The sequence below is a fragment of the Quadrisphaera granulorum genome, assembly GCF_003149145.1.
Taxonomy (GTDB): Bacteria; Actinomycetota; Actinomycetes; order Actinomycetales; family Quadrisphaeraceae; genus Quadrisphaera; species Quadrisphaera granulorum.
In genome coordinates this window covers 59,312-74,764 of the sequence record NZ_QGDQ01000018.1, presented here as the reverse complement: position 1 = coordinate 74,764, position 15,453 = coordinate 59,312, and the positions used below count along the sequence as shown (strand labels likewise).

The following is a 15,453-nucleotide window of genomic DNA, read 5'->3' as shown; positions in this document are numbered from 1 at the left end:
GCTCAGGCGGCTTCGGCCTCGGCATCTTCGAGCTGCGTCCGCAGCCGTTGCAGTGTGCGTGCCAGCAGGCGTGAGACCTGCATCTGCGTGACGCCGATGTCGGCGGCGATCTGGCTTTGCGTCCACCCGCGGAAGAACCTCAGCGACAGGATCCGCCGGTCGCGCTCGGGCAGCGATGCGAGCAACGGGGCCACGCTCACGTGGTCGACGAGCCTGTCGATGGCGCCGTCGTCGCCGCCGAGGGTGGCGCCCAGGGGCGTGCCGTCGGCCTCGCCGTCCATGGGGGCGTCCAGCGAGGCCAGGTGGTAGTCCTGCGCGGCGGCGAGCGCCTCGATGACCTCCTCCTGGTCGACGCCGAGGTGCTCCGACAGCTGCGCCACCGTCGGTGCGCGCCCGATCTTCTGGGTGAGCTCGGCGGCAGCGGCTCCGAGAGAGAGACGCAGCTCCTGCAGCCGGCGGGGCGGGCGTACCCCCCACTGGCGGTCACGGAAGTGCCGTCGCAGCTCCCCGGTGATGGTGGGCACCGCATAGGGCAAGAAGCCGCGGCCCTTCCCGGGCTGGTAGCCCTGGGCGGCCTTGACGAGGGCCAGCGAGGCCACCTGGACGAGGTCGTCGAGCTGCTCGCCCCGGTCGCGGAAGCGCGCGGCAAGAGCCTTGGCCACGGGGAGGTTGAGGACGACGACCTCGTCGAGCAGCCTGGCCCGCTCCGCGGGCGCCGCGGCGTGAGCCCGGGCCAGGAGCTCCTCGGTGATCTGGTCGCGAGGGCTGATCGGGCTGGGCAAACTGCTGGGCTCGGCACTGGGAGCTGTGGGGCCGTCGACGGACGCGGTCATCGGGGCTCCTGTGCTCTCGCGTCGTTCGCCGCACGGGCGCGGTCGTCCTGCGGCGAGCGGCCCGCGGCGACACGGACCGCCGGGCTCCACCGGCGGGGACGCGGACCAGCAGAACACCGCCCCGGAGCCCCGGCAAGCCGAGCCAGGAGTGGTTCAACAGGAGTGGTTGGACCTTCGGGGCGGTGATAGGCAGGAGCCATGCCGGAACCAGCACCAGAAGCCCAGCACGACCGCCAGGTCCTGCTGCAGCACATCGTCTCCGAGGTGCACGCCGAGCACGCGGGCGGCGACGTGGACGTCGTGCGGGAAGCCTTGACGCGCCTCATCGCGGAGCGCGGGTTTCCCGAGCAGCCCCAGAAGTGGGTGGACGACACCGCCGCAGAGTTGAGCCAGGGCCGCCACGTCGTCGTCGACAGGGAGCTCGGCATCGACTCCCCGCTCGAGGAGACCTCCAACACCGCCGAGAACCAGAGCCGCCAGGAGAGCCGATGAGCACCCACGACAGCCAGTCCAGCCACTCCGCTGCCACCCCCCTCGGCACGGGTACCGACGACGACCCCACCGCGGGCCTACCGAAGGTGACCGAGGCGGACATCGCGGCGGCCATGGGCGTCAACTCCGTGCCCGACGAGGTGCGCGTGGTCTCCGACGACCCCGACGAGACCGACCAGGTCATGGACGCGACGGGGCGCCTCAGCGAGCCCGCCGAGGAGGAGCCCCAGGGGCATCGGGCTCAGTAGCCCTGCTCGAGCAGCGCCTCCATGCAGACCTTCCTCCCCTTTCCCGGCTTCGCCGAGAGCGCGGCCGTCCTGGACGGTCCCCGGCTGGGCAAGCAGCGCGTGGAGGTACTGCAGGTGTTGCGGGCCCTGGAGCTGCCCGAGTACGGCTGGAGCCGCCACCCGGTGGTCGTGATGTGGCGCGGTCGCACGCCCGCGCTCGTGCACTACGGCCTCCAGTGCGTGCACGAATGGACAGCGCGTGGGCACGCGGACTCCACCGCTTCCCAGATCGCGGAGTTCGCCCCCGAGGTCGCCGACGCGACCGAGCAGGAGCTGGCGGGCGCAGATCAGCTCCCCAGCTGGCTGGGCCGCCCAGAGTTCCACCGCGCCCATCGCTCCAACCTGCTGCGCAAGGACACGGCGCACTACGGCCCCTTGTTCGAGACCGACCTGCCCACCGACCTCGACTACGTGTGGCCGGGACCCGACGACGTGCCCGCTCGCCCGCCGCTGCCCGGACGGGGCCTGTGGGTGGTGCGCGCCGCGGACTCGCCCACCCTGGGCGTGCTCGTCGGGCAGGGCGTGGTCGGGCTCGACACCAGCAGCGGCATCGACGTCCCCGCGGACCTCGCCTCCCCCGGTGATCTGCGGACGCTGCTCGCCGAGCGCGGCGAACAGACCGGCGTGAAGCGCCGTCCGGGCAAGGCGTTGCGCCAGCTGGAGTCGCTGGTGGCCGACGTGGCGGTGGGCGACGAGGTCGCTGTGCCGGTGCACGAGGGCAGGTCGCTCCTCCTGGGCGAGGTGACCGGCGAGTACGCCTTCGCCGGCACAGCCGCGCTTGTCCCGCACCGCCGATCGGTGCGGTGGCTGGACGTCATTCCCCGGGCCGCTCTCGCTCGCCCCTCCGACCTTCAGGATCCCCGGTCGCTGTTCCGCGTCACGCTCGCGCTGTGACTCAGGTCCGCGCGGGCTGCTGCTGAGGCGTGGGGGTCCTACGGGAGCAGGCGCACGGCGACCAGGGCGACGTCGTCCTCGGGCCGTTCGCTCACCAGGCGGCTCAGCAGCGCGTCGCAGAGCTTCTGCAGCGGCAGGTGGCCCAGCTCGGCCAGCACCGCGCGCAGGCGCGCCAGCCCGACGTCGAGGGACTGCCCGCGCCGCTCGACCAGTCCGTCGGAGTACAGGACCACCGTCGTGCCTCGCCCCACCTCCTCGACGCGCTCCTGGCGGGTGGAGGCCGGGTCGATGCCGAGCAGCAGGTCGGGGTCGTCGACCTCCAGGGCCACGACGGAGCCGTTGGGGTGCAGCACGAACGGTGGCGGGTGCCCCGCGCTCGACCAGCGCAGCGCCGTGATGCCGCGGGCGCGGTCCGAGGCGGTCTGCTCCAGCCGCACCACGGCAGCGGTGGCCGTCGTGGAGATCAGCAGGCCGGGGATGGCTGCGTCCAGTCGCTGCAGCACGTCCGCAGGTCCGGCGCCCGTCGTGTACGCGATGCCGCGCAGCAGACCCCGCAGTTGCCCCATGGCAGCGGCGGCGGCGGTGTCGTGCCCGACGACGTCACCGATGACGACGACGGTGCCGCCGTCCGCCTGGACGAACGCGTCGTACCAGTCCCCTCCCACCTGGGCGGCGAACCCCGCCGGGAGGTAGCGCACCGCTACCTCGAGGTGGTCCGGGCGCGGCGGGGCGGTGAGGAGGCTGCGCTGAAGCTCCTCGGCGAGGTCGCGCTGGCGCTCGTACAGGCGCGCGTTCTCCAGCGCGGTGCCCGCTCGCGCGGCGACCTCGCGGGCGAGGGCCAGGTCGTCGGGTCCGGGAGCAGGCCGCTGCGCGCCCCAGAACAGGGACAGCGCGCCGAACGTGCGCCCGTGGGAACTCAGGGGGAACACCCAGCACGCCTGCGGCGCCAGCTGGGTGAGGAGCCGGCGTGCGTCGTCGTCCCCGAGGACGTCGCGGAGGGTTGCCGCCGCCTCCGAGGGGATGCCCTGCGGCTCGCCGGTGGCCAGGGCCCGCAGCAGCGGGGCCGTGGGGTGAAGACCCCTCGACCGCTGCGTCGCGTACTGCTCGACGAGTGCGGTGCACGCAGGGTCGACGTGAGCCCAGCCGACGTCACGCAGCGGGCCCCCGTCGTCCACGAGCGACACCAGCGACCAGTCGGCCAGCTGGGGCACCACGAGCGAGGCGAGCCGCGCCACCGCGGTGCGCCCGTCGAGCACCTCGGTGAGCTGCTCGGTGGTGCGCGCGATGAGCGCGAGCCGGGCGACGGCGGCGTCGGCGCGCTCCTGCGCACGACGCCGCTCGGTGATCTCGAGGAAGTACACGGACAGGCCGTCGGGCACCGGCCAGACGCGGACCTCGTACCAGCCATCCAGCGGCGGTGGGTAGTGCGCCTCGAAGGTGGCGGGCTGGCCGCTGTCCATCGCCGAGCGGTAGCCGCTCTCGAAAGCGCTGGACAGCGTCGCGGGGAACAGGTCCCACAGCACTCCGCCCAGCAGCTCGCTGCGGGGCCGGCCGAGGAGCCGCTCGGCCTCGGCGTTGACGTAGGTGAAGCGGAAGTCGCGGTCCAGGCTGTAGAAGGCCGCCGACATGCTCTCCAGAACGCGGGCGACCCGCGCTTCACCCTCGTGCACCTCGGTGGTGTCGTAGGCGGCGCCGACCACCCGCGTGGCGCGCCCGGTGGGGTCGCACAGCGTCCGGCCCCGGGCCTGCACCCAGCGCACCCCTCCCCCGGGACGCTGCACGCGGTACTCGGCTCGGAACTCACCGCAGGTGGCGATGGACCGCTCCAGAGCGGCGGTCACGCGCTCGAGGTCGTCCGGGTGCAGGGACGCATTGAAGGCCGTGATGGTGCCGCCGAAGTCGGCCCGTTCGATCCCGAAGATCTCCAGCAGCCTGTCGTCCCACTCCAGCTCACCGCTCGCCAGGTCCCAGACGAAGCTGCCCACGCCGGCGGCGTCGACGGCGAGCTCCACCCGCAGCCGGCTTCGGGTGACGTCAGCCACGATGCGCTCCATGTCGAGCTCAGCGACGGCGCTCGCGGCGAGGTGCTCGAGGACCTCCACGTCGTGCTTGTCCCACGGCCGCGGCGTGGGCCCGTAGGCGCAGAGAACCCCGGTGGTGCGCCCGTCCTGGACGAGGGGGACGCCGAGGTAGGAACCGACGAGGCCGGAGGTGACGGCTGGCCGCTGTGCCGTGCGGGGGTCGGTGGTGGTGTCCTCGACGACGACCGGCCGCCCCTCGGTCAGCGTGATCTCGCACAGCGTCTCCGCGGCGCGGTCAAGGCGGCGCGATGCGCGGCCTTCGGGCGCCCCGCCCGTGGCCACGACGCGGTGGACGTCGCCCTGGGCCAAGGACACCTGCGCCCACGGCGCGCCTACGAGGCGCGCGGTGAGCTTCGCGAGCCTGTCGAGCCCGGTCTCACCGCCAGCGACGCCCTCGTCAGCCGTACCCTCCACCGATCCCCCGCCCCCTGGGTGACAGCACGCCAGCACCGCCGCCCCAGAGCTGGAGCGGCGGTGCTGGTTGGTGTGCTCACCCGCCTGGGAGAAGTCTGGGGCACGACGGCGTCGATACGGCGACCGACCCGGCGGGTTGCGCCCCTCAGGGACTGCTCAACGGCTGCTCAAAGACTGCTCAGCGGCTGCTCAGCGGCGTGGCCCGCGCGGCGTGCCGCGGGTGTCGAGCAGCAGGCGCAGCCGCGGCGTGGGCGCCGAGGTGACGCCCTGCTCGCTGGAGAGCGCGGGCAGCGCGCGGAGGTCGGGCGGCCCGGCCAGGGCCGGCTGTCTCGCGGCATCGGGGCCGCCGTCGCCGTCCTGACCGGCACCGGCCTCGAGGTGGGGCGAGTGCACAGGCCGTAGCCGCGCCGGCAGCGCGCCCTCGACCGCCGGGCGCCGCACGAGGCCGAACGCCATGACCGGGCCGAAGACGCTCATCGGACCCGGTCCGGCGGGCGCGGGCATGCGGAGGACGGACGCGCCGGCCGCGGCGGCGACGGGCGGTCGCTCGTCGGGGATCGCGGCGGCGGAGGGTTCGGCACCGCGGACGTCGCGGGCTCGCTCGCGCCACACGTCAAGGTCGACGACCGGTGAAGCAGGTGCAGCGGACATTCCTGACTCCGATCTTGCAGGCCGGCCCCGGTTCGCCCGGAGGCACTGTGGTGCTGTGACGCCGTGGTGCAGTGGTGCTGGCGTTGCCTCTGCTACTTATGTGACTCGTGTGACTTGAGAGAATTTAGAGGAACCAGAGGTGTCCGGCCAGCACCTCGACGGCGTGTCGCCGAGCCCCTGTGTCAGACGGGCGTGCCGCCCGCCCGACGCACGGCGGCGTCGCGCTCTGCCTGTCGGTCCGGCCCCTGATTGGGGTGCTCGCTTGCTCCCTGACTGCCGCCGCGCGCGCCGTCGGGGGCCCCATGCGTGAGCCGCAGCTGGCGCCCTCGGGCGACGTCCTCGGCGTGCTTGGCCTCGGCCTTGTCGCTCTTGCGGGTGTCGCGCGGGGGCAGCTGCAGGGTCTCCTCGGCGTGGAAACCGGCCTGCAGCTCGCGCCCGCGCTCCAGCTCGGCGTCGAGCTCAGCGCCGAAGAGCAAAGCGAGGTTGGTGATCCACAGCCACAGCAGGAAGACGATGACGGTCGCGAACGTGCCGTACGTGGCGTCGTAGTTGCCGAAGCCCGAGACGTAGACGCCGAACAGCGCCGACGCGACGGCCCACACGAGGATCGCCGTGACGGCACCCACGCTCGTCCAGGTCCACTTGGGCCGCTTGATGTTGGGCGTCAGCTGGTAGAGCACCGCGATGATGACGACGACGATCAGCGCCAGCACCGGCCACTTCGCGATGTTCCACGTGGCCACGGCCGCGGAGCCGAGCCCGACGACGTCACCGATTGACCGAGCCACCGGCCCGGAGACCACCAGGATGATGAGCGCCGCGACCACGAGGACGACGGCGATCACCGTGACGAGCAGCTGCGTGGGTCGCATGACCCAGACCGGCCGGCCCTCGGTGATGCCGTAGATGCGATTCATGGCCCGGGAGAACGCACCGACGTAGCCGGAGGCCGACCACAGCGCACCGAGGATGCCGACGACGAGCCCGATGCCCGCCCCCTGGCTCCCCTGGAGCTGCTGCAGCACCGGTCGCAGGTTCTCCGCGACGTCAGCGGGCGCGAAGCCCCGGATGATGTCCAGGAGCGCCTGGGTGGTCTGGGGTCCCTGCCCGAGCACGCCGACCAGCGAGATGACGGCCACCAGGCCCGGGAACAGGGCCAGGACCGCGTAGTAGACGAGCGCGGCCGCCAAGTCCAGGCAACCGTCACCGGTGAACTCCCGGGCCGTCTTGCGCAGCACGTACGTCCACGACCGCTTGGTGAGGTCGGTGGGGTCGTCCGGCTTGCGCGGATCGTCAGGGGCGGGTGCGGTGCGCGCCTTCTGCGCCGTGCGCGCGTGGTCGACGTCGGAGCTCATACCGTCTCGCCAGGCCCTTCTCGCGGTGGTGCGCCGTGGGCTCGACGTCGTCGCCAGTGTCCTGCGCGGGGGGTGGACCGGCGACCGGAGCAAGCGGTGCGATCGATCGGGCGGCCGGTCGGTGGGCGGGGGCAGACTGCCTGCCGTGTGCGGTCGCTACGCCAGCAGCAGGTCCGATGCCCAGCTCGTGGAGGACTACGCCGTCGACGTCGTCGTCGGCCCCGAGGTGGGGCCCTCCTGGAACGTCGCGCCCACCCAGCAGGTGCGTGCCGTGGTGGAGCGGGAACCCCGAGATGACGAGGGGGGCGGGGGCGACGGAGCCGATGGGCCCGAGGGCGCGCAGCGGCAGTTGCGGACGCTGCGGTGGGGCCTGGTGCCCTCGTGGGCCAAGGACCCGGGCGTCGGCTCCCGGATGATCAACGCCCGCGTCGAGACGGTCACCGAGAAGCCCGCCTACCGCCGGGCCGCCGCGCGTCGTCGCTGCCTGCTTCCCGCCGACGGCTACTTCGAGTGGGATCGCCGCCCCGCGCCCGACGGCTCGGGCAAGGAGATCAAGGTGCCGCACTTCCTCCACGCGGCCGACAGCGGACCGCTCACCTTCGCGGGCCTGTACGAGCTCTGGCGCGACCCCTCCGCGCCCGAGGGCACCGACCCGTGGCTGTGGACGGTGACGGTCATCACCACGCAGGCCCACGACGAAGCCGGGCGCATCCACGACCGCAGCCCGGTGGTGCTCCCGGCCGACTTCCACGGCGACTGGCTCGACCCGTCCCTCACCGACCTCGACCTCGTGCGGCAGGTGCTCGACGCCGTGCCGCCGCCGGTCCTGGCGACCCACGAGGTGGGACGAGCGGTGGGCAGCCCCCGCGTCAACGGTCCGCAGCTGGTGCTGCCGCTGCCCGAGCTCGAACGGCGCGAGGAACTGGGCGGCTGATCAGCCGTCGTCGCCCCCGCCGCCCCCGGCGCCCTGCAGGTGCGGCGCACACACCGCGGCGACGACGGCGACGGCGGCCAGCAGGGAAGCCGTCGCCACGCCACCGGCGAGGACGCCGATGACGACGAGCACCGCGCCCCCACCGGCCACGAGGAGCGCCACCAGCACCATCGGTGACATCCGGGGGGCGGTGCCGATGAGCAGCACGAGACCCGCGCCGCCGGCCACGAGGGCCCCGGGGAGGTCCCAGGTGCCCAGGGAGAGCAGGCCTCGCGGCAGCTCGATGACGTGCTGGGCCGTCCACAGTGGCGCTGATCCGCGTGCCAGCACGGCCACCGCCACACCGGCGGTGAGCGCGAGCAAGCCCCAGCTGCGGCCGAGTGCGGCGGCCTGCGCGGCGTCGCCGGTGCGCCGCACGGCGTCCAGCGCACCCCAGCTGCCGGCCCCGCCGACGAGCAGCACAGCGTGGACGACCGCCAGCAGCGCCACCGCCCACACACCCGGGGCTCCCGGACCGCCGCCCGCCGTGGCGAGGTTGACCGCCCCGGTGACGGCGAGCGCCGCCCCGACGGCACCCGCGACGCGCACGAGCAATCCGGTGAGCAGCGTGACGACCAGCCCGACCTCGAGCGAGGGGAGCAACCAGCCGGCCGCAGCGTCGAGTCCGAGACTGCCGGCGGTCCAGCTCTGCACCGCCAGGCGCGGGAGGATGAGGTCCTGCAGCCACAGCAGGCCAAGCGCCACGCGCAACAGCGCGAGCGCGAGGCCCTCGGCGCGATTCCCCATGCGTCACATGGTGACGCAGTGCTTGGTCAGGGGCGGTGCAGCCACGCCGCCGACCACGGGGCGAGCCAGACGTTTCCGTCATCTCCGACGTGCGCGGCGCGGCCGGTGAGGGCGTCGTGGGCGCCGGCCAGGCCAAGCTCGGCGAGGCGCCAGCCCGGGTAGGTCCGCCAACCCGCGGTGGGGTTGTAGAGGCCCAGAAGGTCACCGACGGGGTGGCGGCGCAGCACCGGAAGGACGCCCGGGTCGTGCAGCTCGAGCACCTGGGAGGGCACCGCGGCGTGCAGGTGCGGCAGGGAGGCGCGCACGCGCGCGAGGTGTCGCGTGCCGGCGAACAAGCGGCCGGGCACCGTCGCCGCGTCGTGACGGGCCTCCAGGGCGCTCTCGTCCATCCACGGCCGGTGTGCCCAGCGGTTGTCGGACTCGTGCCCCGGCTCGCTGGCCCACGCGTCGTCACCCCGCAGGCCGAGCTCGTCGCCCATCCACAGCACGGGGATGCCGCCCCACCCCATGACCAGCGCGTGGCCGAGCAGGACCTTGGCGATGCCCGCCTCGATGCCGGCGGCGTTCCCGGCCTCCTGAGCGGCCACGAGGCCGGTCAGCGCGGCAGCGGAACCGGAGATGCGCCGGTCGCGGGTGACGGGGTTCTCCTGGAACACGAGGCCGCGGGCGGGTGAGCCCGGGAAGGCGCCGCTGAACCAGTCGGACAGGAACGCGCGGTGCGCAAACCCGTCAAGGCCGACGGCCTCGGCGTCCTCGTCGCTCACGGCCCAGCCGATGTCGTCGTGGCAGCGCATGTAGGTGATCCAGGCAGCGCTGGAGGGCGCCGGCGGTAGCGACCGCAGCGTGTGCGCCGCCAGGGTCACGTCCTGCGAGGCGAGCATCGACCAGAACTGGACCATGAGGGTGTTGTGGTAGGCCAGGTCGGAGACGCGGCCGTGGTGCTCGCCCTGGCCGAGGTAGGCCACGAGCTTCTGCGGGGAGACGATCGCTTCGGCCTTGAGCAGCACGCCGGGGCACGCCACGCGGGTCAGCGCGCGCAGCACCTGCGTGAGGCTGTGCACCTCGGGCTGGTTCTGGCAGTCGGTGCCCATCCGCTTCCAGATGAAGGCGATGGCGTCGAGCCGCAGCACCTCCACGCCGAGATTGGCCAGGAACAGGATGATGTCGGCGTACTCGACGAGCACGTCGGGGTTGGACCAGTCGACGTCCCACTGGAAGCTGTTGAAGGTCGTCCAGACCCAGCCCTCTAGCTCCTCGTCCCAGGTGAAGTTGCCCGGGGCGAAGTCGGGAAAGACCTCCGGCAGCGTCCGCTCGTAGGCGTCCGGGACGGTGCGGTCGGCATAGACGTGGAAGTAGGCGCGGTAGCGCGGGTCGCCCTCGCGGGCCTTGCGGGCCCACTCGTGCTCGCGGGCCACGTGGTTGAGCACGAGGTCGAGCACGAGCGAGGTGCCCTGGGCGCGCAGCGCGCGGGCCAGCTCGCGCAGGTCGCCGGTGTCGCCGAGGTCGGAGCGGACCGAGCGGTAGTCGGCGACGGCGTAGCCGCCGTCGCTGTCACCCTCGCGCGGCTGCAGCACGGGCATGAGGTGGAGGTAGGTGACACCCAGCTCACGCAGGTGGTCGAGGCGGCCGCGGACGCCGTCCAGCGTGCCCGCGTACCTCTCGGTGTAGGCGGCGTAGCCGAGCATCGACGGTTCCTGGAACCAGTCGGGGCGCAGCGTCCGGGCCTGGTCGAGGCGGTGGAGATCGGCCTCGCGCTCGGCGTAGCCGGCCGCGGCGGCGCGCAGCAGCCGCCGCTCGACGTCGGTGACCACCTCGGAGCGGTGCACGGCAGCCAGTCCGGCCCGCAGGTCAGGCCACCACCGCTCGACCCGCAGAACGAAGAGGTCGCGCCGGTCGGCGGAGAGACCCGACAGCAGGTCACCCGCGACGTCCTCCACGAACGCCTCCACGGCACCGTCACCGGAACTGGCCACGGAGCCGCTCCCGTCCACCACGTCCACCACGCCTCCCGCTCGGCCGCGCCGATCGGCGGCGGCGCCACCGACACGCTATCCATCGGCACGCCGGGGCACATGGTGGCGCGGATGTGATCGCAGGGCCCGTAGACGACCGCAGCCCCACCCGTTCGGGTGGGGCTGCGGTGAGGGGTCGCGCTCGGCTCGACGATCCCAGAGGGCCTCGAAGGTGATGCGGCTCTGTGCTGCAGTGGTCAGGCGCGGCTGTGGCTGCGACCGCGGGTGGCCTGGTAGATCGCCAGCACGATGATCGCGCCGATGATCGAGCCGATCCAGCTGGAGGGCTGGATGAAGCCCTCGCCGCTGCTGTTGCGGCCCAGCAGGAAGTATCCGAGGAAACCGCCGACGAAGGACCCGGCGACGCCCAGCAGCAGCGTGCCGCCGATGCCCAGGCCGGACCGGCCGGGGACGACGAGACGGGCGATGTAGCCGGCGACGATACCGATGACGATGAGGCCGATGATGGTTCCGAGCATGACGACCGCCCTGGTGAGAGACCTGTTCTGGCGCTTTCGACGGTAGGCCCGGTGGAGCTCGTCGGCATCTCGGGACGAGCCGCCAGCGTGTGATGATGGACGGCGATGACCGAGGCCGCTCCACCGCGCACCCGCCCTGCTCAGCGCCGCACCGGACGCCAGCGCGCGGCGGTCGCCGCGATGCTCGACTCCGAGCCGAGCTTCACCTCCGCACAGGACCTGTACGCGCGCCTGCGCGAACAGGGCAACCCGATTGGGCTTGCCACCGTCTACCGGGCGCTGCAGGCGCTCGTCGAGGACGGCGAGGTCGACGTCCTGCGCACGGGAGAGGACGGCGAGGCCGTCTACCGGCGCTGCAGCACGGGGCACCACCACCACCTGGTCTGCCGTCGCTGCGGGAAGGCCGAGGAAGTCGAAGGCAGCGCCGTCGAGGCGTGGGCCCGGAAGACCGCCGCTGCGCACGGTTTCACCGACGTCGACCACGTGGTGGAGATCTTCGGCACCTGCGCCGTCTGCGCCGCCGCGCACTGAAGGGTCCGCCACGGGCTTAAGGTGAGAAGAGTTATCACTCTGACTCTCACCTGAGCCACCCTGCCCTGGAGGGCCCGTGCACCGCCCCGCGTTCCATCCCGTGCCCCACGTCACGCTCCACCGCACGCACCGCCCCGTGCGGCCGCTCGCCGTCGTCGGCGGACTCACGGCCGCACTGCTGCTCAGCGCGTGCGGGGGGACGACGCCACCTGCCGACGCACCGTCCAGCGCCGGCACGGCGCCGGCCACCGGAGGCGACAGGATCGCCGTCGTGGCCTCCACCGACGTCTGGGGCAGCGTCGCGCAGGCCGTGGGCGGTGACGCCGTCGAGGTGACGTCGATCATCAACGATCCGAGCCAAGACCCCCACTCCTTCGAAGCCAGCACGCGCGACCAGCTGCTCGTGCAGGACGCGCAGGTCGTGGTCATGAACGGCGGCGGCTACGACCCCTTCATGACGCAGCTGCTCTCCGCCACAGGCACGACGGCCCCCGTGGTCGACGCCGTCGAGGTCTCCGGCCTGGAGGGTGCCGAGGACGCATCCGCCGACGATCACGCTGGCGACCACGCCGAGACTCACACCGACGAGCACGCCGACGATCACGGCCACGCCCACGGGGAGTTCAACGAGCACGTCTGGTACGACCTCGCCACCGCCGGCAAGGTCGCGCAGGCCCTGGCCCAGCAGCTCTCGACGGTCGACCCTGCACAGGCGAGCACCTTCACGGCCAACGCCAAGACCTTCACCGACGGCCTGGCCGCGGTCCAGCAGGTGGAAGCTTCGGTGAAGGCCAGCTCGGCGGGCACCGGCGTGGCCATCACCGAGCCCGTACCCGACTACATGCTCGCGGCCATGGGCCTGGAGGTGAAGACCCCGGAGGCGTTCTCCGAGGCCGTCGAGGAGGGCACCGACGTCTCCCCCGCCGTCCTCGCCGACACCGAAGCGCTGTTCAGCAGCGGCGCCGTGAAGGCGCTGGTGTACAACGAGCAGACCACCGGAGCAGAGACCGAGGCCGTGCTCTCGGCGGCGAAGGCCGCCGGCACCGCCGTCGTGCCGGTCACCGAGACGCTCCCCGACGGGCAGGACTACACGCAGTGGATGACCGCCAACGCCGAGGCGATCCGCGCTGCCGTCCAGGGATGACGCGGTGAGCACGGCCGACAGCGCTGACCACGCTGACAGCGCAGCCCCCGCAGGCACTCCGGCGCTCTCCCTGCGCGGGGCGGCGCTGAGCTACGGCACCCACGAGGTCTGGTCCGACCTCGACCTCGACGTCCACCCCGGCGAGCTGGTTGCCGTCCTCGGCCCCAACGGCTCGGGGAAGACCAGCCTGGTGCGGGCCGTGCTCGGCCAGCAGCCCCTGACGCGTGGTCGCCTCGAGGTGCGCGGCCGTCGGCCGCGAGCGGGCTCCCCCGAGATCGGCTATGTGCCCCAGCAGCGGCTCATCGACCCGATGACCCCGCTGCGGGCCCGCGACCTGGTGCGCCAGGGCCTGGACGGACACCGCTGGGGCGTGCCCCTGCCGAGCCGCCGCATGCGCACCCGCGTGGACGAACTGCTGGCCGCTGTCGGCGCTTCCGCGTACGGCGACGTGCCGGTGGGCCTGCTCTCGGGCGGTGAGCAGCAGCGCGTGCGGATCGCGCAGGCGGTGGCCACCGACCCGGCGCTGCTGCTGTGCGACGAGCCGCTGCTCTCCCTCGACCTCGCCCATCAGCGCGAGGTGGTCGGCGTCATCGACGCCCGGCGCCGCGCCGGCACGGCCGTGCTCTTCGTGACCCACGAGATCAATCCCGTGCTCGACGTCGTCGACAAGGTGCTCTACCTGGCCCCCGCGGGCCACCGCGTCGGGACGCCGGAGGAGGTGCTCACCACGGAGTCGCTGTCGCAGCTGTACGGCACGCGGGTGGAGGTGCTCCACCACGGCGGGCGCGTGCTCATCGCTGCCACGGGTGCGCACCTCGACCACGACTGCCACCCCGCCGGTCTGCTCGAGGCGGAGGGCGCGGCGTGAGCTGGGACGCGATCATCAACTTCGACGACTACTCCCGCCTGCTGCCGCTGGTCACCAACTCCCTGTGGGCGGCGGCGGCGCTGGGCCTGGTCGGCGGCCTGGTCGGTGTGCTCGTGGCCGCCCGCGACATGGCCTTCGCCGTCCACGGCATCTCCGAGCTGAGCTTCGCGGGAGCGGCCGCCGCGCTCCTGGTGGGGATGGACGTGGTGCTCGGGTCGGTGGTGGGCTCGCTCATCGCGGCGGTGCTCATCGGCGTGCTCGGGGTTCGGGCGCGCGACCGGAACTCCATCATCGGTGTACTGATGCCGTTCGGGCTCGGTCTGGGGGTGCTGTTCCTCGCGCTCTACCCGGGACGCTCGGCGAACAAGTTCGGTCTGCTCACGGGCCAGGTGGTGGCCGTGGACAACCCCCGGCTGACGACCATGCTCGTGACCTCCGCCGTGGTTCTGGCGGTGCTGGCCGTGGTCTGGCGGCCGCTGCTGTTCGCCAGCGTCGACCCCGACGGAGCGGCCGCACGCGGCGTGCCCGTGCGGGGGCTCTCCCTCGTCTTCATGGTGGTGCTCGGGCTGTCGGTGGCGATGGCGGTGCAGGTGGTGGGCGCGCTGCTGGTGCTGTCGCTGCTCATCACGCCGGCTGCCGCTGCCACGCGCGTGTCGGCGTCGCCGCTGTGGGTGCCGGTGCTGTCCGTGACGTTCGCGATGGCCTCGGCGGTCGGCGGGATCCTCCTGGCACTCGGCGGCACCGTGCCGATCAGCCCGTACGTCACCACGATCTCCTTCGCCATCTACGTGGTCTGCCGCGTCCTCGGTGCGCGGCGCGGCCGGCGCGGGTGGACCCGACGGCGCCCGACCGGCCTCGTCGGCGCCCCTGGGTGAGCGAGCTCCTGGTAGGGCGGCTGCGCGCGGCCGGGTGCGTCTTCGCCGAGGAGGAGGCCGCGCTGCTCCTGGAGGACAGCCCCTCCCCCGCGGCGCTGGAGCAGCGGGTGCTCCGCCGCGAGACCGGTGAACCGCTGGAGCTCGTGCTGGGGTGGGTGGCCTTCGCGGGGCTGCGCGTCGGTACGGCCCCCGGGGTGTTCGTGCCGCGGCGGCGCAGTGAGCTGCTCGTGCGCGAGGGCCTCGCCGCGCTGGCTTCACGCGCAGTCCGCGCGGACGCTGCACGGCTCGGGCGCGCCGCCGTCGTCGTCGACCTGTGCTGCGGGACGGGCGCGGTGGGACTGGCGGTGGCGGTCGCCGCAGCGCGACAGGGCGTGCGTGTGGAGCTGCACGCCGCCGACGTCGACCCGGTGGCCACGGCCTGCGCCACCCAGAACCTGCACGACGTCGACGGCGCGCGCGTGCACACCGGAGACCTCTACGCCGCGCTGCCCGAGCGGCTGCGCGGTCGCGTGGACCTCCTGCTCGTCAACGCGCCCTACGTGCCCACCGCCGCGGTGGCGCTCATGCCCCCGGAGGCCCGTGACCACGAGCCGCTCACCGCGCTGGACGGCGGCGACGACGGGCTCGACGTCCACCGCCGGGTGGCCATGGGCGCCCGTACATGGCTGGCCGACGGCGGCGTGCTGCTGCTGGAGACCAGCGCGCCGCAGGCCGAGGGCACGCTTGCGGCGTGCCGCGCCGGGGGCCTGGCAGCGATCGCCGTGACCGACCACGACCTGGAGGCCTCCTGCGCGCTCGCCAGGGCCTAGCCTGGCGA

At 73.3% G+C, this 15,453-nt stretch carries 16 protein-coding genes; 9 read left to right on the top strand and 7 right to left on the bottom strand.

What is annotated here, in order from left to right; translation table 11 throughout:
- Positions 1–2: 2 nt before the first annotated feature.
- Positions 3–833: a SigB/SigF/SigG family RNA polymerase sigma factor gene (locus BXY45_RS14295; RefSeq protein ID WP_109775191.1), complete on the bottom strand. Its 831-nt coding sequence runs from the start codon at positions 831–833 to the stop codon at positions 3–5.
- Between the two features lie 198 nt (positions 834–1,031).
- Between BXY45_RS14295 and BXY45_RS14290 the strand changes: the two genes are divergently transcribed.
- The 3 genes from BXY45_RS14290 to BXY45_RS14280 are packed head-to-tail and all read left to right on the top strand — an operon-like array spanning position 1,032 to position 2,506.
- A complete protein-coding gene (locus BXY45_RS14290; protein ID WP_109775190.1) occupies positions 1,032–1,325 on the top strand; it encodes a hypothetical protein in 294 nt (97 codons plus the stop codon).
- Positions 1,322–1,573 carry a hypothetical protein gene (locus tag BXY45_RS14285; RefSeq protein WP_109775189.1) on the top strand — a complete coding sequence of 84 codons (252 nt, stop codon included), beginning with the start codon at positions 1,322–1,324 and terminating at the stop codon, positions 1,571–1,573. Before BXY45_RS14290 ends, BXY45_RS14285 begins: the two co-directional genes overlap by 4 nt.
- A 21-nt stretch (positions 1,574–1,594) precedes the next feature.
- Positions 1,595–2,506, top strand: a complete 912-nt coding sequence (locus tag BXY45_RS14280) for an MSMEG_6728 family protein (protein WP_109775188.1) — start codon at positions 1,595–1,597, stop codon at positions 2,504–2,506.
- 38 nt (positions 2,507–2,544) lie between these two features.
- Here BXY45_RS14280 and BXY45_RS14275 read toward each other — a convergent pair whose 3' ends face one another.
- From BXY45_RS14275 to BXY45_RS14265, 3 genes are all read right to left on the bottom strand, one after another.
- Positions 2,545–5,001 (bottom strand): SpoIIE family protein phosphatase, encoded by a 2,457-nt coding sequence (locus BXY45_RS14275; RefSeq protein WP_170131524.1) that lies wholly within the window; start codon positions 4,999–5,001, stop codon positions 2,545–2,547.
- Between the two features lie 189 nt (positions 5,002–5,190).
- A complete protein-coding gene (locus BXY45_RS14270; protein ID WP_146211215.1) occupies positions 5,191–5,652 on the bottom strand; it encodes a hypothetical protein in 462 nt (153 codons plus the stop codon).
- 182 nt (positions 5,653–5,834) lie between these two features.
- On the bottom strand, positions 5,835–7,007 hold the full coding sequence (locus tag BXY45_RS14265; protein WP_211319580.1) for a YihY/virulence factor BrkB family protein: 1,173 nt from the start codon (positions 7,005–7,007) through the stop codon (positions 5,835–5,837).
- 145 nt (positions 7,008–7,152) lie between these two features.
- Here BXY45_RS14265 and BXY45_RS14260 point away from each other — a divergent pair, with 145 nt between their 5' ends.
- On the top strand, positions 7,153–7,941 hold the full coding sequence (locus tag BXY45_RS14260) for an SOS response-associated peptidase (protein ID WP_109775226.1): 789 nt from the start codon (positions 7,153–7,155) through the stop codon (positions 7,939–7,941).
- Here BXY45_RS14260 and BXY45_RS14255 read toward each other — a convergent pair whose 3' ends face one another.
- The 3 genes from BXY45_RS14255 to BXY45_RS14245 all read right to left on the bottom strand — a co-directional run bounded on the left by BXY45_RS14255 (position 7,942) and on the right by BXY45_RS14245 (position 11,218).
- A complete protein-coding gene (locus BXY45_RS14255) occupies positions 7,942–8,727 on the bottom strand; it encodes a hypothetical protein (protein ID WP_109775185.1) in 786 nt (261 codons plus the stop codon).
- Positions 8,728–8,753: 26 nt separating this feature from the next.
- Complete coding sequence (locus BXY45_RS14250; protein WP_425468333.1) at positions 8,754–10,721, bottom strand: alpha-amylase family protein; 1,968 nt, start codon at positions 10,719–10,721, stop codon at positions 8,754–8,756.
- A gap of 215 nt (positions 10,722–10,936) precedes the next feature.
- Positions 10,937–11,218 (bottom strand): GlsB/YeaQ/YmgE family stress response membrane protein, encoded by a 282-nt coding sequence (locus BXY45_RS14245; RefSeq protein ID WP_109775184.1) that lies wholly within the window; start codon positions 11,216–11,218, stop codon positions 10,937–10,939.
- 105 nt (positions 11,219–11,323) lie between these two features.
- Here BXY45_RS14245 and BXY45_RS14240 point away from each other — a divergent pair, with 105 nt between their 5' ends.
- The 5 genes from BXY45_RS14240 (at position 11,324) to BXY45_RS14220 (ending at position 15,445) form a co-directional block, all read left to right on the top strand.
- The gene (locus tag BXY45_RS14240) at positions 11,324–11,749 is read left to right on the top strand and encodes a Fur family transcriptional regulator (protein WP_109775183.1); all 426 of its coding nucleotides are present in this window, start codon (positions 11,324–11,326) and stop codon (positions 11,747–11,749) included.
- Between the two features lie 76 nt (positions 11,750–11,825).
- Complete coding sequence (locus BXY45_RS14235; protein ID WP_245961829.1) at positions 11,826–12,893, top strand: metal ABC transporter solute-binding protein, Zn/Mn family; 1,068 nt, start codon at positions 11,826–11,828, stop codon at positions 12,891–12,893.
- A gap of 4 nt (positions 12,894–12,897) precedes the next feature.
- Complete coding sequence (locus tag BXY45_RS14230; protein ID WP_211319578.1) at positions 12,898–13,761, top strand: metal ABC transporter ATP-binding protein; 864 nt, start codon at positions 12,898–12,900, stop codon at positions 13,759–13,761.
- Positions 13,758–14,636, top strand: coding sequence for a metal ABC transporter permease (locus BXY45_RS14225; protein WP_109775181.1), 879 nt, complete (start codon positions 13,758–13,760; stop codon positions 14,634–14,636). The genes BXY45_RS14230 and BXY45_RS14225 overlap by 4 nt, the downstream gene beginning before the upstream one ends.
- Positions 14,633–15,445, top strand: coding sequence for a putative protein N(5)-glutamine methyltransferase (locus BXY45_RS14220; RefSeq protein ID WP_109775223.1), 813 nt, complete (start codon positions 14,633–14,635; stop codon positions 15,443–15,445). Before BXY45_RS14225 ends, BXY45_RS14220 begins: the two co-directional genes overlap by 4 nt.
- Positions 15,446–15,453: the final 8 nt, after the last annotated feature.